At 69.1% G+C, this 20,941-nt stretch carries 20 protein-coding genes and 1 pseudogene; 5 read left to right on the top strand and 16 right to left on the bottom strand.

Features of this window, described 5'->3' with window-relative positions; genetic code table 11:
* From frr to rpsB, 4 genes are all read right to left on the bottom strand, one after another.
* Positions 1–558, bottom strand: coding sequence for a ribosome recycling factor (frr, locus tag BLV31_RS16250; protein ID WP_024100638.1), 558 nt, complete (start codon positions 556–558; stop codon positions 1–3).
* Between the two features lie 28 nt (positions 559–586).
* Entirely contained in the window at positions 587–1,315 is a 729-nt protein-coding gene (pyrH, locus tag BLV31_RS16255; RefSeq protein ID WP_006550976.1) for a UMP kinase, read from the bottom strand.
* A gap of 197 nt (positions 1,316–1,512) precedes the next feature.
* Positions 1,513–2,337 carry a translation elongation factor Ts gene (tsf, locus tag BLV31_RS16260; protein WP_006550975.1) on the bottom strand — a complete coding sequence of 275 codons (825 nt, stop codon included), beginning with the start codon at positions 2,335–2,337 and terminating at the stop codon, positions 1,513–1,515.
* A gap of 130 nt (positions 2,338–2,467) precedes the next feature.
* The gene (gene rpsB / locus BLV31_RS16265; RefSeq protein WP_024100637.1) at positions 2,468–3,310 is read right to left on the bottom strand and encodes a 30S ribosomal protein S2; all 843 of its coding nucleotides are present in this window, start codon (positions 3,308–3,310) and stop codon (positions 2,468–2,470) included.
* Between the two features lie 307 nt (positions 3,311–3,617).
* On the opposite strand from rpsB, the gene BLV31_RS16270 reads away from it, so the two are divergent.
* A complete protein-coding gene (locus BLV31_RS16270) occupies positions 3,618–4,121 on the top strand; it encodes a M23 family metallopeptidase (RefSeq protein ID WP_064061628.1) in 504 nt (167 codons plus the stop codon).
* Positions 4,122–4,219: 98 nt separating this feature from the next.
* On the opposite strand, the gene BLV31_RS16275 is transcribed toward BLV31_RS16270, so the two are convergent.
* Together BLV31_RS16275 and BLV31_RS16280 are read right to left on the bottom strand one after the other, a co-directional pair.
* A complete protein-coding gene (locus tag BLV31_RS16275; protein ID WP_006550972.1) occupies positions 4,220–5,752 on the bottom strand; it encodes a MinD/ParA family ATP-binding protein in 1,533 nt (510 codons plus the stop codon).
* A gap of 66 nt (positions 5,753–5,818) precedes the next feature.
* Complete coding sequence (locus BLV31_RS16280) at positions 5,819–6,757, bottom strand: tyrosine recombinase XerC (RefSeq protein WP_006550971.1); 939 nt, start codon at positions 6,755–6,757, stop codon at positions 5,819–5,821.
* Positions 6,758–6,842: 85 nt separating this feature from the next.
* On the opposite strand from BLV31_RS16280, the gene BLV31_RS16285 reads away from it, so the two are divergent.
* The gene (locus BLV31_RS16285) at positions 6,843–8,030 is read left to right on the top strand and encodes a multidrug effflux MFS transporter (RefSeq protein WP_033096707.1); all 1,188 of its coding nucleotides are present in this window, start codon (positions 6,843–6,845) and stop codon (positions 8,028–8,030) included.
* Positions 8,031–8,045: 15 nt separating this feature from the next.
* Here BLV31_RS16285 and BLV31_RS16290 read toward each other — a convergent pair whose 3' ends face one another.
* Complete coding sequence (locus tag BLV31_RS16290) at positions 8,046–8,810, bottom strand: siderophore-interacting protein (protein WP_006550969.1); 765 nt, start codon at positions 8,808–8,810, stop codon at positions 8,046–8,048.
* Between the two features lie 114 nt (positions 8,811–8,924).
* On the opposite strand from BLV31_RS16290, the gene BLV31_RS16295 reads away from it, so the two are divergent.
* Both BLV31_RS16295 and BLV31_RS16300 read left to right on the top strand, forming a co-directional pair.
* Positions 8,925–9,191 carry a DUF6953 family protein gene (locus BLV31_RS16295; protein ID WP_006550968.1) on the top strand — a complete coding sequence of 89 codons (267 nt, stop codon included), beginning with the start codon at positions 8,925–8,927 and terminating at the stop codon, positions 9,189–9,191.
* Positions 9,192–9,333: 142 nt separating this feature from the next.
* On the top strand, positions 9,334–10,650 hold the full coding sequence (locus tag BLV31_RS16300; protein WP_033096504.1) for a ClC family H(+)/Cl(-) exchange transporter: 1,317 nt from the start codon (positions 9,334–9,336) through the stop codon (positions 10,648–10,650).
* Between the two features lie 24 nt (positions 10,651–10,674).
* Here the strand turns inward: BLV31_RS16300 and dprA are convergent, their stop codons facing one another.
* The 9 genes and pseudogenes from dprA to BLV31_RS16345 form a co-directional block, all read right to left on the bottom strand.
* On the bottom strand, positions 10,675–11,808 hold the full coding sequence (gene dprA, locus BLV31_RS16305) for a DNA-processing protein DprA (RefSeq protein ID WP_064061629.1): 1,134 nt from the start codon (positions 11,806–11,808) through the stop codon (positions 10,675–10,677).
* The gene (locus BLV31_RS16310) at positions 11,805–13,313 is read right to left on the bottom strand and encodes a YifB family Mg chelatase-like AAA ATPase (RefSeq protein WP_064061630.1); all 1,509 of its coding nucleotides are present in this window, start codon (positions 13,311–13,313) and stop codon (positions 11,805–11,807) included. The genes dprA and BLV31_RS16310 overlap by 4 nt, the downstream gene beginning before the upstream one ends.
* Entirely contained in the window at positions 13,313–13,687 is a 375-nt protein-coding gene (locus BLV31_RS16315; protein WP_019289117.1) for a YraN family protein, read from the bottom strand. The genes BLV31_RS16310 and BLV31_RS16315 overlap by 1 nt, the downstream gene beginning before the upstream one ends.
* 177 nt (positions 13,688–13,864) lie before the next feature.
* Entirely contained in the window at positions 13,865–14,179 is a 315-nt protein-coding gene (locus tag BLV31_RS16320; protein WP_006550963.1) for a DUF2469 domain-containing protein, read from the bottom strand.
* Between the two features lie 37 nt (positions 14,180–14,216).
* Entirely contained in the window at positions 14,217–14,969 is a 753-nt protein-coding gene (locus BLV31_RS16325) for a ribonuclease HII (RefSeq protein WP_072740502.1), read from the bottom strand.
* Entirely contained in the window at positions 14,966–15,775 is an 810-nt protein-coding gene (lepB, locus tag BLV31_RS16330; RefSeq protein WP_064061631.1) for a signal peptidase I, read from the bottom strand. The genes BLV31_RS16325 and lepB overlap by 4 nt, the downstream gene beginning before the upstream one ends.
* A 228-nt stretch (positions 15,776–16,003) precedes the next feature.
* The gene (rplS, locus tag BLV31_RS16335) at positions 16,004–16,345 is read right to left on the bottom strand and encodes a 50S ribosomal protein L19 (RefSeq protein ID WP_006550960.1); all 342 of its coding nucleotides are present in this window, start codon (positions 16,343–16,345) and stop codon (positions 16,004–16,006) included.
* Positions 16,346–16,428: 83 nt separating this feature from the next.
* Positions 16,429–17,334 (bottom strand): hypothetical protein, encoded by a 906-nt coding sequence (locus BLV31_RS16340; protein ID WP_024100629.1) that lies wholly within the window; start codon positions 17,332–17,334, stop codon positions 16,429–16,431.
* Positions 17,335–17,402: 68 nt separating this feature from the next.
* A pseudogene (locus tag BLV31_RS16345) lies at positions 17,403–19,763 on the bottom strand (Tex family protein).
* A gap of 221 nt (positions 19,764–19,984) precedes the next feature.
* On the opposite strand from BLV31_RS16345, the gene BLV31_RS16350 reads away from it, so the two are divergent.
* Positions 19,985–20,923 carry a serine hydrolase gene (locus tag BLV31_RS16350; protein ID WP_248846294.1) on the top strand — a complete coding sequence of 313 codons (939 nt, stop codon included), beginning with the start codon at positions 19,985–19,987 and terminating at the stop codon, positions 20,921–20,923.
* Positions 20,924–20,941 lie beyond the last annotated feature (18 nt).

A 20,941-nucleotide genomic window follows, 5' to 3' on the forward strand; every position in this document is an offset into this window, starting at 1 on the left:
TCAGACCTCCATCAGTTCGGCTTCCTTGTGCTTGATCAACTCGTCGATCTGACCGACGTACTTGGCGGTCGTCTTGTCGAGTTCCTTCTCGGCGCGGTTCACATCGTCCTCGCCGGCCTCGCCGTCCTTCTGGATGCGGCCGAGTTCCTCCATCGCCTTGCGGCGGACGTTGCGCACGGCGACCTTGGCGTCCTCGCCCTTGGCCTTTGCCTGCTTGACGAGTTCGCGGCGACGCTCCTCGGTGAGCTGCGGGACCGAGATGCGGATGATGTTGCCGTCGTTGGTGGGATTGACACCGAGATCGGAGTTGCGGATCGCGGTCTCGATCGCGTTCAGCTGCGAGGCCTCGTACGGCTTGACGATGACCATGCGCGCCTCGGGAACATTGATGCTGGCGATCTGCGTGATCGGCGTGGGAGCCCCGTAGTAGTCGACGACGATGCGGTTGAACATGCCCGGGTTCGCGCGACCGGTCCGGATGCCACCCAGATCGTCCCGGGCCACCGTGACGGCCTTCTCCATCTTCTCTTCTGCTTCGAAGAGGGCTTCATCGATCACGGCAGTTCCTCCATGTTCCGTTGTCCGTTCATGACCGTACGAGTGTTCCGATCTTCTCACCGGCGATGGCTCGGGCGATATTGCCCTTGGTCAGCAGATTGAAGACCATGATCGGCATGGCGTTGTCCATGCACAGGCTGAAGGCGGTCGCGTCGGCGACCTTGAGGCCCTGTTCGATGACCTCGCGATGGGTGATCTCCTCGAACAGCACCGCATCCGGGTTCGTGCGGGGATCGTCGGAATAGACACCGTCCACGGCCTTCGCCATGAGGACGACCTCGGCGCCGATCTCGAGTGCGCGCTGCGCGGCGGTGGTGTCGGTGGAGAAGTACGGCATGCCCATGCCGGCACCGAAGATGACCACACGCCCCTTCTCGAGGTGGCGGCGCGCACGCAGCGGCAGGTAGGGCTCGGCGACCTGCCCCATCGTGATGGCGGTCTGGACGCGGGTGTCGATGCCTTCCTTCTCCAGGAAGTCCTGCAGCGCAAGGGAGTTCATGACCGTGCCGAGCATGCCCATGTAGTCGGATCGCGCGCGTTCGAGACCGCGCTGCTGGAGTTCGGCGCCGCGGAAGAAGTTGCCGCCACCGATCACGACCGCGACCTCGGCGCCACCGCGCACGACCTCCGCGATCTGCTGGGCCACCGTCGTCACCACGTCCGGGTCGAGTCCGACCTTGCCGCCGCCGAACATCTCGCCGCCGAGCTTGAGCAGTACCCGGCGGAATCCGGGCCGATCGTGGGCGTGGTCGGACATGACTCTCCTCTGGTTGCGCATGAATCGGCCCTTATCATCCTGCCTCATCCGCTCGCGGGAACCGAGATCGGGCGGATAGACACGCCACACCTGTCACCGCGCAGCACGCGCGGGCGCCTCCGGGCCCCGAGGCGGCGTGGCCCGACACACCTCGACCCCGCCGGTAGCAGCACCGACGGGGTCGTGGAGTGGAAGAACTAGCTGGCGCCGACCTCGAAACGCACGAAGCGGACGACGTTCGCGCCGGCCTCGTCGAGGATCGCCTTGACGGTCTTCTTCGAGTCCGTCACGGACGCCTGCTCGAGCAGGACGACATCCTTGAAGTAGCCGTTGACGCGGCCTTCGACGATCTTCGGCAGAGCCTGCTCCGGCTTGCCCTCGGCCTTGGCGGTCTCCTCGGCGATACGACGCTCGTTGGCGACGATGTCCTCGGGAACCTCGTCACGGGTGACGTACTTGGCCTTCAGAGCGGCGATCTGCATGGCGGCAGCGCGAGCGGCCTCTGCAGCAGCGTCGCCCTCACCGGTGTACTCGACGAGCACGCCGACGGACGGCGGCAGGTCGGAAGCACGCTTGTGCAGGTAGACGGCGGTCTGACCGTCGAAAGCGGCAACGCGACGCAGCTCGAGCTTCTCGCCGATCTTCGCGGACAGCTCCTGGACGAGGGCGTCGACGGTCTTGCCGTCGGCCTCGACGGCCTTGAGCGCCTCGACGTCGTTCGCGCGGGCCTGTGCGGCAGCGGTGACGACCTTGTCGGCGAGAGCCTGGAACTCGTCGTTCTTGGCGACGAAGTCGGTCTCGGAGTTCAGCTCGACGAGAACGCCGTCCTTGGCGACGACGAGGCCTTCGGCGGTGGAGCGCTCGGCGCGCTTGCCCACGTCCTTGGCACCCTTGATGCGCAGCTGCTCGACGGCCTTGTCGAAGTCGCCGTCGTTGTCGGCGAGAGCGTTCTTGCAGTCCAGCATTCCGGAGCCGGTGAGCTCACGGAGACGCTTGACGTCGGCGGCGGTGTAGTTCGCCATGGAAGCGAGCCTCCTGTGTCTGTGGTGGAAAAGTCTCTGGGGGCGGCCCTGTCGCGCGGATGAGCTCGGGCCGCGATGCGACGGCCCCGACCAGGATCTCTCGATCGGAAGGTCGGGGCCGGGCAACGAATCAGGCCTCGGGGGCCGCGTCTGCTGCGGGGGCTACGTCCGCTGCGGGCGCCTCGGCGTCGGCGGCGGGGGTGGCCTGCGCGAGCAGCTCCTGCTCCCACTCGGCGAGAGGCTCGGCACCGGCCTCGGGCTTGGCCTCCGCGTCGCTGCTCTTGCCGGCGCGGGCCTGCAGGCCCTCGGCGACGGCGGAAGCGACGACCTTGGTCAGCAACGCCGCGGAACGGATCGCGTCGTCGTTGCCCGGGATCGGGTAGTCGACGAGGTCCGGATCACAGTTGGTGTCGAGGATGGCGATGACCGGGATGTTCAGCTTGCGGGCCTCACCGACGGCGATGTGCTCCTTGTTGGTGTCGACGACCCAGATCGCCGACGGAACCTTCGCCATGTCGCGGATGCCGCCGAGGGTGCGCTCCAGCTTGTTCTTCTCACGCGTGAGCATGAGGATTTCCTTCTTGGTGCGTCCCTCGAAGCCGCCGGTCTGCTCCATCGACTCGAGCTCCTTCAGGCGCTGCAGGCGCTTGTGAACGGTCGAGAAGTTGGTGAGCATGCCGCCGAGCCAGCGCTGGTTCACGTAGGGCATGCCCACGCGGGTGGCCTCTTCGGCGATGGATTCCTGAGCCTGCTTCTTGGTGCCGACGAACAGCACGGTTCCACCGTGAGCGACGGTCTCCTTGACGAACTCGTACGCCTTGTCGATGTACGTCAGGGTCTGCTGCAGGTCGATGATGTAGATGCCGTTGCGGTCGGTGAAGATGAACCGCTTCATCTTCGGGTTCCAGCGACGGGTCTGGTGTCCGAAGTGGGCGCCGCTGTCGAGCAGCTGCCGCATAGTCACAACAGGCATGCCTGTTTCTCTCTTTCGTGTCGGTTTCCGCGGTGGATCTTCCGATCCCCGCCCTGGCGCCCACATGCCCGTCGAACCCTTGCGGGACCGGCCGACGGCCATTTCCGATGCGGCCCGGAGAAACGGGTCGGCATCGATGCGCGGACGCGCGAAGTCGATCTGCGTATACAGACCGCCCGACAAGTGTACGCGGAGCAGGCGCGGATCCCTAACCGGGAGTCACCGGACCTGTGGACGGATCCGGAGCTGTCCACAGATCGCGTCGCCCCCTGGTGCGCAGCGACTCCGATTCACGAGGCTGGCGGGCATGCTCCTCACCGCTCCCCTCCGGTCGCTCGCCGTCGTGATCGCCGTGGTCGTCGTGCTCACCGCTGCGCCGGGACCCGGATCGGCCGACGCCGGACGGTTCGTGTGGCCGCTCGATCCCCGGCCGGTCGTGAGCCGGCAGTTCGACCCGCCCGAGCAGAACTGGCTCCCCGGTCACCGCGGTGTCGACCTCGACGCACACGTGGGGCAGACCGTCGTGGCCGCCGGTGACGGCGTCGTCGCGTTCGCCGGTGTCGTGGCCGGGAAGCCTGTGGTCTCCGTCGATCACGAGGGCGGGCTGCGCACCACCTACGAGCCGGTGGAGGCGGCGGTCGCCGCGGGTCGCCGGGTGACGAGGGGCGATCCCATCGGCACCGTCGTCGCCGGTCACGATAGCTGCGCCTCCCCCGCATGCCTGCACTGGGGACTCCGACGCGGCCGCGACGACTATCTCGACCCGCTGCCCCTCGTCGAGCGCCCGGTGATCCGCCTGCTGCCGGTATGAGACGTCCCGGGGCCCGTGCGCCCCGCCTGGCGCACTGCGTGTCGACCCGACTAGCGCCCCGCGTGTCGACCCGACTAGCGCCCCGCGTGTCGACCCGACTAGCGCCCCGCGTGTCGACCCGACAGTGCAGGGAAGTCGTCGGCGACCATCGCGGCGAGTTCGACGAACGCCGTGCGTGTCGCGGGGCGGAGGCGTTCGAGATCGATCTCGGCTCCCTCGGCGAGATGCTCGTCGAAGGGCAGCACCTTCACCGCCCGGCACCGCGCGAGGAAATGCGCGGTCAGCGCGTCCATGTCGATGCTCGCCGCACCCGGGCGCGGCGAGCTGATCACCACGACCGTGCGTTCGACCAGGTCGGAGTAGCCGTGCGCCTGCAGCCAGTCGAGGGTCGCCGCCGCACTGCGGGCCGCGTCGACCGCAGGTGAGGCGACGAGGACGAGGGTGTTCGCCAGGTCCAGCACGCCCCGCATAACCGATTGCATGATCCCGGTCCCGCAGTCGGTGAGGATCACGTTGTAGTAGACCTGCAGAATGCCGACGACGCGGCGGTAGTCCTCCTCGCTGAACGCTTGGGAGGCAGCGGGATCGCGTTCGCTCGCGAGCACTTCGAGCCGGCTCGGCGCCTGGGAGGTGTGGGCACGCACGTCCGAGTACCGGCGGATGTTCGACGCGTTCGCGAGCAGGTCCCGCACCGTCGAGGTGGTCTGCTGCGGAATTCTCTGCCCGAGGGTGCCGAAGTCCGGATTCGCGTCGACGGCGATGACGCAGTCGCCGCGCAGCGACGCGAACGTCGACCCGAGCCCGACGGTCGTGGTGGTCTTTCCCACCCCGCCCTTCAGCGACAGCACCGCGATCCGGTAGTCGCCCGGGATCGGCTGGCGGATCCGGGCGACGAGCTCCTCGCGGCGCTCACTGCCTCCTCCGTCGAGCCTGCCGCCGGTCAGCCGGTCGACCCGCTCCCGCCACCGCCGCGTGGAACGTCGTGACCTGCGGACGAGCACTCCCGACGCGAGGTCGACATTCGACGGCTGATGGTCGAACCGCTGGGCCTCGTGTTGCAGGTCGTCGACCGGAGCGTCCGTTCGCGCCGGTAGCGGGCCCGAGACCTCGGGTTCGACCGGTCCAAGAGCGACCTCCGTAGTTTCCGGGCCCGACACCTCAGGTGCAGGTGCAGGTGCAGGTGCAGGTGCAGGTGCCACAGTGTCGGGCTGCGTCTCCATGGCTTCGGGTGCCGCTTCCGAGAAGACGGGCTCAGGCTCGGGTTCGGTCACGGCTTCCGGAACCACCGCATCGGTCGCTGCCGAGACCGCCGCCTCGGGCTCCGACGATGGGAGCACCGGATTCTCGGGTCGCGCCGGTTTGTGCGCGACGAGCGGTTCGGACGCCTCCGGCTCCGGGTCGTCTGCGCTGATCCGGGGCCGCAACGCCATGCCGAGAGGCACGGAGGCCGTCATCTCGATCGGAGCGGAGGCAGTGGGCGGAATCGCACCGTCGCCAGGCGAAGTGGAGGAGCCGAGCGTCTCGGCGACTCTGGCCGCGCGGCGGAGGCCGCGGCGCGCGTGGTCGGTTCCGGATTCCGGTGGGTCCTGCAGCCAGGCGGGCACGGCAGGACCCGGTTCGTTGCGTCTCATCTGTTCCCCCGATTCGATGGTGCCGGCGCACGCTATCAAACCGGGACGGCTTCTCGGGCAGGCCGATCAGGCGCGGGGATGAGCCTGATCGTGCGCGGCGCGCAGACGCGCCACCGACACGTGGGTGTAGAGCTGCGTGGTGGCCAGACTCGAATGGCCCAGCACCTCCTGGACCACGCGCAGGTCCGCTCCCCCTTCGAGCAGGTGCGTCGCAGCACTGTGCCGCAGGCCGTGCGGTGCGAGGTCGGGTGCGCCCGGCACCGACGAGACGGCGTCGTGCACCACAGACCGGACCTGCCGCTGATCGATCCGGCCACCACGCTTGCCCAGCAGCAGCGCCGCACCCGACGACGGTCGTGCGAGATGCGGGCGTCCGTGACGCAGCCACGCGTCGAGCGCCTCTGCCGCGGGACCTCCGTAGGGAACGATCCGTTCCTTGTCGCCCTTGCCGAGAACCCGGACGACCCGCCGCTCGGCGTCGACGTCGTCGATGTCGACCGCGCACAGCTCACCGACCCGGATTCCGGTGGCATAGAGCAGCTCGACGATCACCCGGTCACGCAGTGCGACGGGATCGAGTTCACGCGCACCGGATTTCGCGGCCTCCATGATCTCCAGTGCCTGGTCGTCGCGGAGCACGGCGGGCAGGGAGCGGTGCGGACGTGGCGAGACCAGACGCGTCGCCGGATCGGCGTCGAGTCGGCGGGTGCGTACGAGCCATGCCGTGAAGACGCGTGCCGACGAGGTGCGCCGCGCGAGCGTGGTGCGGGCCGCTCCCGCCGCCACCATCCCGGCGAGCCAGGATCGCAGCAGATCGAGGTCGAGGTCGGTGATGCGCGCATCGGGATTCCGGTCGGCGAGGTGCTGCAACAGCGAACGGATGTCGGCGCGATAGGCGCGGATCGTGTGTTCCGAGCGGTTGCCTTCGAGGCGGAGGTGGTCGACGAAGTCCCCGAGGTGCACGTCCAGCGTCGCGGGGAGCATGTCGGATTCCTTGCCTCGCATGGGTCTACCGTGCGGCACGACCGCCTCGGGTGCAACGGCCCGCGCCGACTAAGGTGCTTTCGTGAACAAAACGATCCCGGTACCGATGTTGTGCGCCCTGGCGTTGCTGTCGGCGATCGCGCCGCTCGCCACGGACATGTACCTCCCGGGACTTCCCGTCATGGCGGAGAGCCTGGGCAGTTCGACCGTCGGCGTCCAGCTCACACTCACGACGTTCATGGCGGGTCTCGGACTCGGCCAGCTGCTCGTGGGTCCCCTGTCGGACGGCTGGGGCCGTCGACGGCTGATCCTCGCCGGCACGATCGTCCTGGCGGTGAGCAGCGCGATCTGCGCGATGGCACCCACCGTCGAGATCCTGATCGCTGCGCGTCTGGTCCAGGGCTTCAGCGGCGGCACCGGCATTGTCCTCGCCCGGGCGGTCATCGCCGACCGGGCGCGAGGCAATCAGGCCGCCAAGCTGTTCAGCCTGATGATGATCATCGGTGGCATCGCGCCCGTCGCCGCTCCTCTGCTCGGTGGTGTGCTGCTTGGACCGATCGGATGGCGCGGCATCTTCTGGGTGCTCACGGGCCTGGCCGTCCTGATGGCCGTCGGCGCCTTCGCGTTCGTCCCGGAGACCCTGCCGCCGGAGGAGCGGCACGGCGGCGGTCTGAAGACGATGGCCGGCAACTTCGGGTACGTCCTCCGGCAGCGACGCTTCGTCGGTTACGCCGCCGCGATGGCCCTGGGCTTCGGCGCCATGTTCTCGTACATCTCGGCCTCGCCGTTCGTCACCCAGAACATCCTCGGTCTGAGCCCCGGCCAGTTCTCGATGGTGTTCGCCGTGAACTCGGCCGGTCTCGTGCTGGCCAATGCCGTCAACACCCGCCTCATCGGCCGGTTCGAGGTGCGGACACTGCTGCTCTTCGGTGTGACCACCATGTTCACGGCGGGCGCCCTGCTGTTGCTGACGATGGTCGTCGTCGGCTACGTCGCGGCGCTGATCCTGCCGCTGCTGTTCGTCGCGATCAGCATGATGGGCCTGACGCTGGGCAACGCCACCGCGCTGGCCCAGTCGCAGGTCCCGAAGGCGGCCGGTACGGGCTCCGCCGTGATCGGCGCCTCCCAGTTCGGTCTCGCCGCCGTGGTCTCCCCCCTCGTCGGGCTCGGCGGCGAAGGCACAGGTATCCCGATGGCCGTCGCCATCGTCGTGTGCTCGGGACTCGCGCTCACCTCCGCTGCGGTGCTGGCGCGTGACTCGGCCGCGGTGCCGGCGCGCGAGTCCTCGAGCTGACGCGAACCGCCGCCGTCAGTTGCTCTCGACGGCCGCCAGTTCGCTCTTCCATACGCGGAAGCCCTCCTCGGTGCGTCCGCGACGCCAGTAACCCGAGATCGACGCGCGTGCCGGCGGTACGGCCCGTTCCTTTCGCAGGTACGGCCGGATGTGCTTCATGACGGCCTCGGCCTCACCGTGCACGAAGACCTGCACGTCGCCGCCCGGCCAGGGCAGGGCCTTCACCGCTGCGACGAGCGGCGAGTTGCCGTCGATCAGGTCGGCACCGGCGTCACCGGCCGCGACACCGCGATGGAGCCACGTGATGTCCACACCCGCCGGCGCGTCGAGTTTCAGTTCGTCGCCTGGACCGATGACCTCCAGGAAGACCGCGCCCCGCGCGTCGGCGGGCAGGTCCTCGAGCGCAGTCGCGATCGCAGGGATCGCGGTCTCGTCGCCGGCGAGCAGATGGAAGTCGGCGGAGCGATCGGGCCGGTATCCCGCGCCGGGCCCCCGCACCACGACCTGCGTGCCCGGTTGCACCGAGCGAGCCCACGGCCCCGCGACACCCTCGTCGCCGTGCACGACGAAGTCGATCCAGATCTCCCCGGCGTCCGGGTCCACGCGCCGGACGGTGTAGGTGCGGACGACCGTCTCGTCCCCCGCGGGCAGCTCGATCTTCACGTAGCTGTCGGTCTCCGCACGGGCCTGGAACTCGCCGAAGCCGTCTCCGCCGAGCACCACGCGGACGAAGTGCTCGCCGATCGCCTCGGTCCGCAGAACCGTGAGTGTCGTCCCCATGGGCGCTTTCCGTGCCACCGAACCTCCTATTAGGGTTACCTATCTCGCGTCACCGTACTCTGGCGCGGGGTGCGGCGGGGAGGTCACGATCGGCGAGGCTCTAGGCTCGAGAACATGAGCACCACCGCGGCCGACATCGCCACATGGATGACCGACATCATCACCACCGAACGCAGGGTCACCCAGACCGACATGGTCGACGCGATCGAGGCCAAGTTCGGCTCCGAGTGGATCTACGTGAACGACAACGGCCACCCCTCGATCGACCGCGCCGTCCTCAAGGAGTTCCGCAAGGCCCACCGCGGTGCCGTGAAATGGGACCGCGAGGACCGCGCTTGGTACGTCGAGGACGAGCCGACCGCCGACACCTCGGCCGAGTAGGCGGTCCTCCTCCGAATTCACCCTCGCGCGTCCCCGCGAAACGTCTCGGAGTCTGTGAACATACGGTCACGACTCCTTCGCGCGACCGTCTCCGGCACCGCCGGGCGGATCGGCGCGTCGGCGGCAGGTCGGAGGGCGCCGGGTGGACATCGAGAACGTGCGGGAACCTACCGTTCCCGCTCGCGAACTGGCGACGATCTGTGTGCTGGCGATCGTGGCCGGCGCCGTCATCGGCGTCGTCGGCGGGGCCTTCCGCTGGTGCCTGGAACGGCTCGAGCGATGGCGGATCCACACCGCGGAGTGGGCCCACGAACTTCCCGGTCCGGGATGGCTCGTGCCGGTGGGAATCACGATCCTTGGCGCTCTGCTCGCAGCGCTGATCGTCCGGATGGTCCCCCTCGCCTCGGGTAGCGGAATCCAGCACGTCGAAGCCGTCGACCGCGGGCAGGCCGAGCCCCCACCTCTGTCGGTGCTGCCCTCCAGATTCGTCGGGGCGCTCCTGTCGATCGGGTCGGGTCTCGTCCTGGGACGGGAGGGCCCGATCGTGCACATGGGTGCCGCGGTGGGCGCCGAGACCGCACGCTGCGCCCGGCGTCCCGAGCACGAACGTCTGCTGCAGACCTCGGTGTCCGGTGCCGGACTCGCGGTCGCGTTCAATGCCCCGATCGGCGGTGCGCTGTTCGTCTTCGAGGAGGTCACCGGCAGCTTCCGTTTCCGCACGGTCGTACCCGTCGTCCTGTCGGTGGCCGCCGCGGTGGTGTGCTCGCGGACGATCGTCGGCGACACCCCCGACTTCGCCGTGGACCCCATCGCTCCCCCGTCGATCGTCCTGCTGCCCGTGTTCGTGGTGTTCGGTCTGCTCACCGGACTGCTCGGCGCGGCCTACAACCGGATGGTCCTGGGCTCGCTGAGCGTGGTGGAGTCGGTCCGGTCGCTCTCCCCGGTGATGAAGGCTGCAATCATCGGCGGACTCGTCGGGTTGTTGTCCGTGGTCGCACCGTGGGCCGGCGGTGGCGGCGACTCCCTCGTCCAGCACGTGGTGAGCGGTGGTGCGCTCGCACTGCCGGTGGTCGCCTGGTACGTCCTGCTGCGGTTCGTCGCCGGCCCGCTGTCGTACGCGGCCGGGACACCGGGCGGACTGTTCGCGCCGCTCCTCGCACTGGGCGCTCTCTGGGGTCTGTTGTGCGCCGGGATCTGTACCGCGATCGTCCCCGGGATCGGGTCGTCCCTGGCCGTGCCGATGGCCATCGCGGGGATGGCCGCTCTCTTCGGCGCGTCGGTGCGGGCCCCGATCACCGGAGTCGTCCTCGTCGTGGAGATGACCGCGGCGACGGGAGTGACGGTCCCGATGCTCGCCGCGACGATCTGCGCCGTCGTCGTGGCGTATTCCACGCGGGTCCCGCCCATCTACGACAGCCTGCGCGACCGCATGTTCGGCACCCCTCCCGACCGGGGGTAGACCGCCCCGGGCGTCGATCCGCCGTCACGTCCGCCGCCACCCTCCGTCCGTCACCACCACCAGACCGTCGAGTTCGAGCAGGGGCAGCGCCGCCCGCACCCGCTCGATCGGCAGCCCCGCGGACTCGGCCACCATCGCCGGATCACAGACATCCGACGCCGGAAGCGCCTCGTAGACCAGGGCCATGTCGCCCGACAATCCGTCCAGGTCGCGGCGGAACAGGCCGTCGAGGTCGTCGTCCCCGCCCGCCAGCAGCGGACCGCACTCCTCGACGACGTCGCGCGCCGCGCCCACCAGACGCGCCTCGCCCTCCCTGATCATGCGGTGACAGCCCTGCGAGGCCGCCGAGGTCACCGGTCCGGGCACCGCCATGACAGGCCGCCCGAGTCGTCGCGACCACGCCGCGGTGTTGCGCGCCCCGCTGCGCCAGCCCGCCTCGACGACGACCGTGCCGGCGGACAACCCCGCGATCAGCCGGTTGCGGGCGAGGAACCGGTACCGCGCCGGAGTCGTGCCCGGGGGATACTCGCTCACCACCAGACCCGATTCGGAGATCCGCCGCAACATCGTCGCGTGTGCCGCCGGATACGCCCGGTCGACACCGCAGGCCAGGATCGCGACGGTGGTGCCACCCACCCCGAGCGCCGCGCGGTGTGCGGCCGCGTCGACGCCGAAGGCCGCGCCGGACACGACCGTCCATCCGTCGGCGGCGAGATCCCCGGCGATCTCGGCGGTGACGTGCTCCCCGTAATCGCTCGCGGCGCGGGTCCCGACGATGCCGATCGCGCGTTCGGCGAGGTCGTCGATCCGCCGGCTCCCCCACACCCACAGCGCGAGGGGTGGCCCTTCGGCGTCGGTCGCGGTGTCGAGAGTGCCGAAGCCGAGCATCTGCCAGGCAGGCCATTCGTCGTCGTCGGGCGTGACCAGTCGCCCTCCGGCCCGTCCCAAACGATCGAGATCCCGTGCCGCGGTATCGAGGTGCGCCCGCACCGAGTACCGCGACGAGAGTTCGTCGAGGCCCGCACCCGACCGGATGGCGGCTGCCACCTCGAGTACACCCTCGGCTTCCACTGCCGCCGACAACGAACGCGACGCACCCTGTGCGACGGTCGACAGATAGGCCCAGGCCAGGCGCCGTTCGTCGCCGTGCCCGCTCATGCGACACCCCGATCCCGGAAGTCGAGTGCGGCAGCGACGTGCGTCGCCGTCGGCGAATCAGAACCGTCGAGGTCGCTCAGCGTCCACGCGACCCGCAGTGCCCGATCCGCTCCTCGCGCGGTGATGGCGCCCTTGCGCAGCGCCCATTCGACGGGTTCGAGCGCAGCACGTGGAAGACGGAACTTCTGCCGGAGAGCCGGCCCGGGCACCTCGGCGTTGGTGGCCCAGCCGTGCTCGGCCCACCGCTCGCGTGCCGCGGCTCTCGCCCGGGCGACGCGCGCCCGTACGTCGTCGGTGCTCTCGCCGGTCTCCCCCATCAACGCGCTGGTCGCGACGGCTTGCATCCGGACCCGCAGGTCGACGCGGTCGAGGAGCGGGCCCGACAGACGCCCCAGATAGCGGCGACGTGCGGTCGGCGCGCACACGCAGTCGGCGTCGCGTGGTGGTGCGCACGGGCATGGGTTGGCGGCGAGGATCAGCTGGAAGCGGGCCGGATATCGCGCGACACCGTCCCGGCGGGCGATGCGCACCTCCCCGTCCTCGAGCGGCGTCCGCAGCGCTTCGAGTGTCTTCGTCCCCATCTCGGCGACCTCGTCGAGGAACAGCACGCCACGGTGTGCCCGGCTCACCGCGCCGGGTTTGGCCATGCCGGTACCGCCTCCGATCAGCGAACTCACCGACGCCGTGTGATGGGGCGCGATGAAGGGCGGTTCCGTCACGAGCGGCCGGTCGCTGGTGAGGGTGCCCGCCACCGAATGGATGGCCGTCACCTCGAGGGCGTGACTTTCGTCCAGGTCCGGCAGGATCCCCGGAAGTCGCTGCGCGAGCATTGTTTTCCCGACTCCCGGCGGGCCGGTCAACATCAGGTGGTGCGCGCCGGCCGCAGCGACCTCGATCACGCGACGCGCTTCGTGCTGGCCGACCACTTCGCTGAGATCGCCGCGCACCGACCGCGGTGGCAGCGCGCGCGGATCGGGCCGTTCGAGCGGACCGTCGCCCTGGAGCCAGAGCACCAACTCGCGCAGTGTCTCGGCGCCGTAGACGTCGATGCCGTCGACGAGCGCCGCTTCGGTCATCGTCGCGGTCGGCACCACCACGCGCGACCAGCCGTGTTTCTTCGCCGTGAGCACGGCGGGCAGCACACCGCGCACCGGCCTGACGCGCCCGTCGAGCGCGAGTTCGCCGAGCAGCACCGTCCGGGAGACGGCCTCGGTCGGCACGACATCCGCTGCGTCGAGCACGGCGCACGCCAGTCCGAGATCGTAGACACTGCCGACCTTCGGCAGCGTGGCCGGCGACAGTGCGAGCACGACCTTCGAATCCGGCCACTTGGCACCGGAATTCGACACGGCGGCGCGCACCCGGTCGCGCGACTCCTGGAGCGCGGTGTCGGGCAGCCCGACCATCGTCACGCCCGGCAGACCTCGCCCGATGTCGGCTTCGATCTCGACGACCTGCCCGTCGATCCCGGAGACGGCGACCGACCAGGCACGGCCGAGCGCCATCAGAGGACCTGCTTGCGATGGGTGATCTCCGGGGCGTGTCCCCGCGCGAGCAGGACGGTGACCACATCGACGCGGATGTGCGACCAGCGGCGCGTCTGCTCGGACAACCACTGTCCGGCGAGGCGACGGATCCGTTCGGCCTTCGCGGGCGTCACCGCCTCGGCGGGGGTGCCGTAGCCGGTGCCGGTGCGGGTCTTGACCTCGACGAAGACGACGGACGCGCCGTCCTGTGCGATGAGATCGAGTTCGCCGTATCGGCTGCGCCAGTTCCGTTCGAGCACGACCATGCCGGTCGACTCGAGGTATTCGGCGGCAAGATCCTCGCCTCGCGCGCCCAGATCCCGGTTGTGTGATGTCCGATTGGTCCCCTGCATGCCCCCACTGTGGAGGACCGGGGCACGCGGAATCGGGGTCCGAGCACGAAGATCGGGGAAACTGTGGATGAGTGCGGTGCCTGTGCATAACGGCGGGCGACGAGCCACGGAGAACGGCTCGGTGTCGGCGCCCCGGCTAGGATGCGGCCGCTGTGCGCAGGGTCATCCCCGAGGGCGTCAGCCCAGCTTGTCGGGCAGTCTCAGTTCGGGCTTGTCGAGCTCTTCGATGTTGACGTCCTTGAAGGTGATGACACGGACGTGCTTGACGAAGCGGGCGGGACGGTACATGTCCCACACCCAGGCGTCGGACATGCGCACCTCGAAGTACACTTCGCCGTTGGCGTTGTGCGGCAGCAATTCCACCGCGTTCGCCAGGTAGAACCGGCGTTCGGTCTCCACGACGTACGCGAACTGACCGACGATGTCCCGGTACTCCCTGTACAGCGAGAGTTCCATCTCGGTTTCGTACTTCTCGAGATCCTCGGCACTCATCGGTCTCGGTGTCCTCCCAGTCTGGTGTGTCCTGCAATCATCCCGCATCCGCCTCGTCGGTGAACAATCGACGCCCCAGGTCGTCTGCATACGATCGACGAACCAGGTCGTCGGCGAACAGCCGACGTCGCACTGCGGGCACTCCGCACACCGAGCGCACATTGGCCCACGACCGCCGGTGCTGCGGTGACGGGCCGTGCTCGGCCAACGCCGCCATGTGCGTCGGAGTGCTGTAGCCCTTGTGTACTGCGAAACCGTACTCCGGTAGCTCGCCGTCGAGGTCGACCATCATGCGATCGCGTGTAACCTTCGCGAGCACGCTGGCCGCCGCGATGCACGCGGCCGCCGCGTCGCCGCCGATCACGGGCAGCGACGGCGCGGGCAGTCCGGGCACTCGGAAGCCGTCGGTCAGCACGTAGCCGGGCGGAGTCGACAGACCTGCCACCGCGCGTCGCATGCCCTCGATGTTGGCGACGTGGATGCCGATCGCGTCGACCTCCTCCGCGGGGATCACCACCACGCTCCACGCCCGGGCGCGTCGCACGATCACCGAGTACAACTCCTCGCGGGTGCGTTCGGTGAGCTTCTTCGAATCGTCGAGCCGGTCGAGCGACGCGTGCGGCCGGTCGCCGAGCACGCAGGCGGCGACGACGAGCGGCCCGGCGCAGGCACCGCGGCCGGCTTCGTCGACCCCCGCGACCGGACCGAGACCGCACCGCGCGAGCGCGGACTCCATGGTGCGCAGTCCGGAGGAGCGACGGATCACGGGTCGAGGTGGCCAGGCAGTCACGAGGGAAGGATCTCCGGTGAGTCGATGAGGCCCCATCGGCCGGGAGGCAGCACGATGAAGCGGGCTTTTCCGATGACATTGTCCAGCGGGATAGAGCCCTGGTGCTCGTCCCCGACGTGGTAGCGCGAGTCGGCCGAGTTACTGCGGTTGTCACCCATCACCCAGACGTGGTCCTCGGGCACGGTGACGGGCCCGAAGCAACGCCCGGAGGTGACTTCGGTCTCGCAGGTGACGACACCCGGGGTGAACGGGAAGTCCATGGTCACGTACGGCTCGTCGAGTGGGACACCGTCGACGAGGACGCGGCCCTGGTCGTCGCAGCATTCCACCGTCTGCCCGCCGGTCGCGATCACGCGCTTGACGAGGTCGTTCTCGTCCGGCGGCACGACGCCGACGAGCGAACCGATCTCCTGCAGTCCCCGCACGACGACGTTGTCGGAACGGGTCGAGGTGTAGCCGGCCGACCACGAGTCGGGGCCTTCGAAGACGATGACGTCGCCGGGACGGGGGTCGGTGAAGCGGTATCCCACCTTCTCGACGACGATGCGGTCGCCGGTGCAGCCCGGGCAGCCGTGCAGTGTCGGCTCCATCGACTCCGAGGGGATGAGATAGACCCGCGCCACGAAGGTCTGCAGCAGGAAGCTCAGGGCCAGTGCGACGACGACCAGGATCGGCAGTTCACGCCAGAACGACTTCTGCTTCTTCGCCTTCGGGGCGGTGTCCTTCGCTGCGGGGTCCTCGCGCCGGTGGTGTGCACCGTCGGCTCGATCGCTCCGAGCCGAACCTCGAACATCGTTGCGGTTCACATCCGGTCGAGCCGGATCGTGCGGGGAATCTGCCACCTCGACAGACTAGCGTCTGCGGCACGGCGGCCCGCCGAGGACGACCGTCGACCGGACGGGAGAGCGACAGACCGCTGCCCACAACGACGACGACCCGGCCGGGACGGAAGTCCGGGCCGGGTCGTCGGATGCTGTATCGGGTGGCTCGGGAGCCGTGCCGAGCAGCCCGAGGGGCTGGTCAGCGGCCGAAGATCAGCGCTTCTCCTTGATCTTGGCAGCCTTGCCGCGCAGCTCACGCAGGTAGTAGAGCTTCGCGCGACGGACGTCGCCACGGGTCAGCACGTCGATCTTGGCGAGGTTGGGGCTGTGGACCGGGAAGGTGCGCTCCACGCCGACGCCGAAGGAAACCTTGCGGACGGTGAAGGTCTCGCGGATGCCGCCGCCCTGACGCCGAATCACGACGCCCTTGAAGACCTGCACACGCTCCTTGCTGCCCTCGATGACCTTGACGTGCACGTCGAGAGTGTCGCCGGGACGGAAGTCCGGGATGTCGTCGCGCAGCGACTTGGCGTCCAGAAAGTCCAGGGTGTTCATCGGTTTTTCATCCTCTTGTTCGCTCGAGCAGAGGAACCTGGCGGCGACCGCCGTGTGGCGGGCTCGACCGGTTCGTGCCCAGGTCAGGTAGGCGTGCCCGAACGGGGCAACCCGTCCATTGTGCCAGACGGAACATCGATCGATGAAATCGGCGGTGGCGCCGGCTTGACGCGACGGTCCAGTTCGGCCTCGGTCGCGGTGCGCGAGTGCTCGACACTGCCCCGCACGGTTTCGAGCGTCGGTGCGCCCGCGACGAGATCCTGCACGAAGATCTTGGCGCGGATCACCGGGCGCCGCAGTCGACGTTCGCGTTCGAGCGCGCGCGCCATGCGACGGGGCCGCTTGCCGTACCGCCAGCGAGCCCAGGGCGCGCCGGGCCGGGAGAGCCGGATCGCGCCGACCCACAGCAGCGGAACGACGAACAGCCCCACCAGGCCCGTCCAGATCTTTCCTTTCGCCAGGACGATCGCGGCGAGCAGGAGGTTCACGAGCACGGCCACCACCAGCGCGGCCCGTCCGGCCCAGTCACCGCTGTCCTCGAAGTTCGTGGTGTCCCCGAGTTCGAACGGTCGCAGACCGAGCAACCACATCCCGGTCACGGCGATCGCCACGAAGACGGCGTCGACGGACACCCGTCCCTGTTCTTCCCAGTACACGTCGTTCAGATAGAAGATCAACGCGAACTCGTCGAGTGTCAGTGCGGCACCGACTCCGAAGAGCGCCGCGAGGATGCACGCGGCGACGCGGTTCGCGTCCTCCGAGATCGCGATCAGTCCCCCACCGGCGATCACCATCGTGACGACACCGAACACCACGTGGTGCACGTGCTGACCGCCCGGGGTGATGTTGCCGGGCCACCAGCGCACCTGCGCGCGGATCAACCGCACGCTGATCCGGATGAAGACGAACGCGGCCACGAAACCGAGCAGGAAGAACAGCAGCGGCAGGCGGCCCTGATCGACGATCTCGCGCCGCATCCAGTCGAGCATCACCGGATCACCCCGGCCACCGTGGATCTCATGTCCACAGCATTGCAGGAGTGACCCGGTGATTCGCGTCAGTTGTTGCCGAAACCGGCGCGTCGCAGGGCGTCGGCCAAGGATCCGGAGGCGGCCGGCGTCGAACGGCGGTCGCCGCCACGGCCCTGCTGCCCACGATTGCCCTGACCGCTCCGTCCACGACCGCCGCCCTGGTTGCCGCTGCCCTGACCTCCGGGGCGACGGCCACCTCCGCGCGGCTGGCCGCCCGACTTCTCGGCGCCCGGGGTGGGGACCTCGTCGTCGAGGCGCAGCGTCAGACCGATGCGCTGGCGCGCGACGTCGACCTCGAGAACCTTCACCTTGACGACCTCACCGGACCGGACGACGTCGTGCGGATCCTTCACGAAGCTGCGCGACATCGCGGAGACGTGCACGAGGCCGTCCTGGTGCACACCGACGTCGACGAACGCACCGAAGGCCGCGACGTTGGTGACCACTCCTTCGAGGACCATGCCGGGCTTCAGGTCGGCGACCTTCTCGATACCGGCGGCGAACGTCGCGGTCTTGAACTCCGGACGCGGGTCGCGGCCGGGCTTCTCGAGCTCGGAGATGATGTCGGTGACGGTCGGGACACCGAAGCGGTCGTCGGCGAACTCGTCGGCGCGCAGCTTCCGCAGGGTCGCGATGTTGCCGAGCAGTTCGCGGACGCTGCTGCCGGTCCGGTCGACGATCCGCCGCACCACCGGATACGCCTCGGGGTGCACCGCGGACGCGTCGAGCGGGTCGTCGCCGTTGGGGATGCGCAGGAAGCCCGCGCACTGTTCGAAGGCCTTCGGGCCGAGTCGCGGAACGTCCTCGAGCGCTCGCCGTGCACGGAACGGACCGTTCTGGTCGCGGTGGGCGACGATGCTCTCCGCGAGCGAGCCGGTGATCCCCGAGACCCGCGACAGCAGCGGGACAGATGCCGTGTTGACGTCGACGCCAACGGCGTTCACCGCGTCCTCGACGACCGCGCCCAGCGACCGCGCGAGCATCGTCTCGGACACGTCGTGCTGGTACTGGCCGACCCCGATCGACTTCGGGTCGATCTTGACCAGTTCGGCGAGTGGATCCTGCAAGCGGCGCGCGATGGAGACCGCACCACGGATGGACACGTCGAGATCCGGGAGTTCCTTGGTGGCGTACTCGGAGGCCGAGTAGACGGACGCGCCCGCCTCGGACACCACGATCTTCGTCAGCCCGGGCACCTTCGTCAGCGACACGAGTTCGGCTGCGAGAGCGTCTGTCTCACGCGACGCCGTGCCGTTGCCGATGGCGATCAGTTCGACACCGTGCCGCGCGACCAGCGCGGCGAGCACCGCGAGGGCCTCGTCACGCTTGTTGTGCGGCTGATGCGGATAGATGGTGGCGTGGTCGACGACCTTGCCGGTCGCGTCGACGACGGCGACCTTCGTGCCGGTGCGGTAGCCGGGGTCGAGGCCCATCGTCGGTCGCGTTCCGGCCGGTGCGGCGAGCAGCAGGTCCTTGAGGTTGGCGGCGAAGACGTCGACCGCGTCCTTCTCGGCGGACTGCCGCAGCCGCATCCTGATGTCCAGCGACAGCGACATCTGCAGCTTGGTGCGCCACGCCCACCGCACAGTGTCGAGCAGCCACTTGTCGGCGGCGCGTCCCTCGTCGGCGATGTCGAAGCGCGTCGCGATCCGGCCCTCGTAGTAAGTGCGCTCACCGGGCACCGGCTCGTCGATCTCGGGATCGAACGACAGCGACAGCACCTCCTCCTTCTCGCCGCGCAGGAGGGCGAGAATGCGGTGCGAGGGCAGCTGGGTGAACGGTTCCGAGAACTCGAAGTAGTCGGAGAACTTCGCGCCGTCGTTTTCCTTGCCGGACCGCACGGTGGAGCTCACCTTGCCGCGCGTCTACATCGCCTCGCGGAGCTCGCCGACGAGGTCCGCGTCCTCGGCGAAGCGTTCGACGAGGATGGCGCGCGCACCGTCGAGCTGCTCGGAGGTGTATCCGGCGGGGTCGGTGGTGGGGTCGCCGATGAGCGCGTCGGCGACGGGTTCGTGACCGGCCTCGCGCGCGATCTGCGCCTTGGTGCGCCGCTTCGGCTTGAACGGCAGGTAGATGTCCTCGAGCCGCGCCTTGGTGTCGGCGAGCATGATCTGTCCGCGCAGCGTGTCGTCGAGCTTGCCCTGCGCCTCGATCGATTCGAGGATCGCGACACGGCGCTCGTCGAGTTCACGCAGATAGCGGAGGCGTTCCTCGAGGGTGCGCAGCTGGGCGTCGTCGAGCCCGCCGGTCGCCTCCTTACGGTAGCGCGCGACGAACGGCACGGTCGCGCCGCCGTCGAGCAGCCCCACGGCCGCAGCGACCTGGTCTTCGCGGACGTCGAGTTCCTGGGCGATCCGCCGGTTCACGGTGTCGAGTTCGGTCGTCACGTCGAACGACCCTACAGTTGCCGTCCCCCGCCCGCGCCTGTGGCAGCGCCCGCGCCCGTGACCGTGGGGCGCCCGCGCGCGTAACGGCACTCGCGCTCGCGAGCGGGGTCCGTGCAGGCTGCCGGGTGGACCGGCGCTATCGTCCACAGCACAATGGAATGCAGGAACCGGACATGAAGCACGGGCGCGGACGCGCACGATCGGGCGCGATGATACTGTGCGTGGCCACCGCACTGGCCGTATCCGGCTGCGAATCGATGGACTCCCATCCGCTCCCGCACGAGGCGCTCGGTCTCGCCTCGGTGACGGACACCGATTCCGACGAATCGACCGTGACGCTGTCGACGGCCGAACTGCCCCGACAGATCGACGCGGCCGTCGCGCTCGCCGACAGCCGCGGAGCGCGCCTGACTGTCGCCGTGCTCGACCGGGAATCCGGGACCCGCGTGCTCGGCGGTTCGGACGAACCCTTCGAGACCGCCTCGACGGTGAAGCTGTTCATCGCCGAGGAGGTCCTGTACCGCGAGGTGACGGGCGAGGCGACGCTCGCCGACGAGGACCACGAGTTGATCCGGTCGATGCTGCGGTCGTCGGACGACAACGCGGCGACGCTGTTGTGGGAAACCTACGGTGGTCCCGAGATCGTCGAGCACGTCGTGGAGCGGCACAACCTGACCGGCACGACTCCCCCGGATCCGGGGTCCTGGTGGTGGAACACGACCACGACGGCGTCGGACCTGCTGACCTGGTACGACGATCTGCTCGGCGACAGTGCCTCCGGTGATGAGAGCGCGGCCCGGATCGTCGGCCATCTGGTGGAGTTCACCGACGAGGGCATCGACGGATACGACCAGCATTTCGGGCTTCCCGAGGGTCTCGGCGACTCCACGGACCTGGGTGTAAAGCAGGGGTGGATGTGCTGCCTGGCCGGTGAATGGCTGCACCTGTCCACCGGGTTCTTCGGCGACGACCACCGGTACGCGGTCGTGGTCGCGGCGCGGGAGACCGTCACCTACGAAGAGTCGGATCCCTTCTACGACACCGGTTTCCTGCCCGACACGGCGATGTACGACGCGACGGACGACGGGAGCGCGCAACACGCGCGCGAGACCGTCACGCTGGCGGTCGAGACGACGCTCGGAAGCGCGCACCGGCCCTGAGGACCGTCGGGCCCGGTG

Origin of the sequence: Rhodococcus pyridinivorans (genome assembly GCF_900105195.1) — a bacterium.
Classification (GTDB): Bacteria; Actinomycetota; Actinomycetes; order Mycobacteriales; family Mycobacteriaceae; genus Rhodococcus; species Rhodococcus pyridinivorans.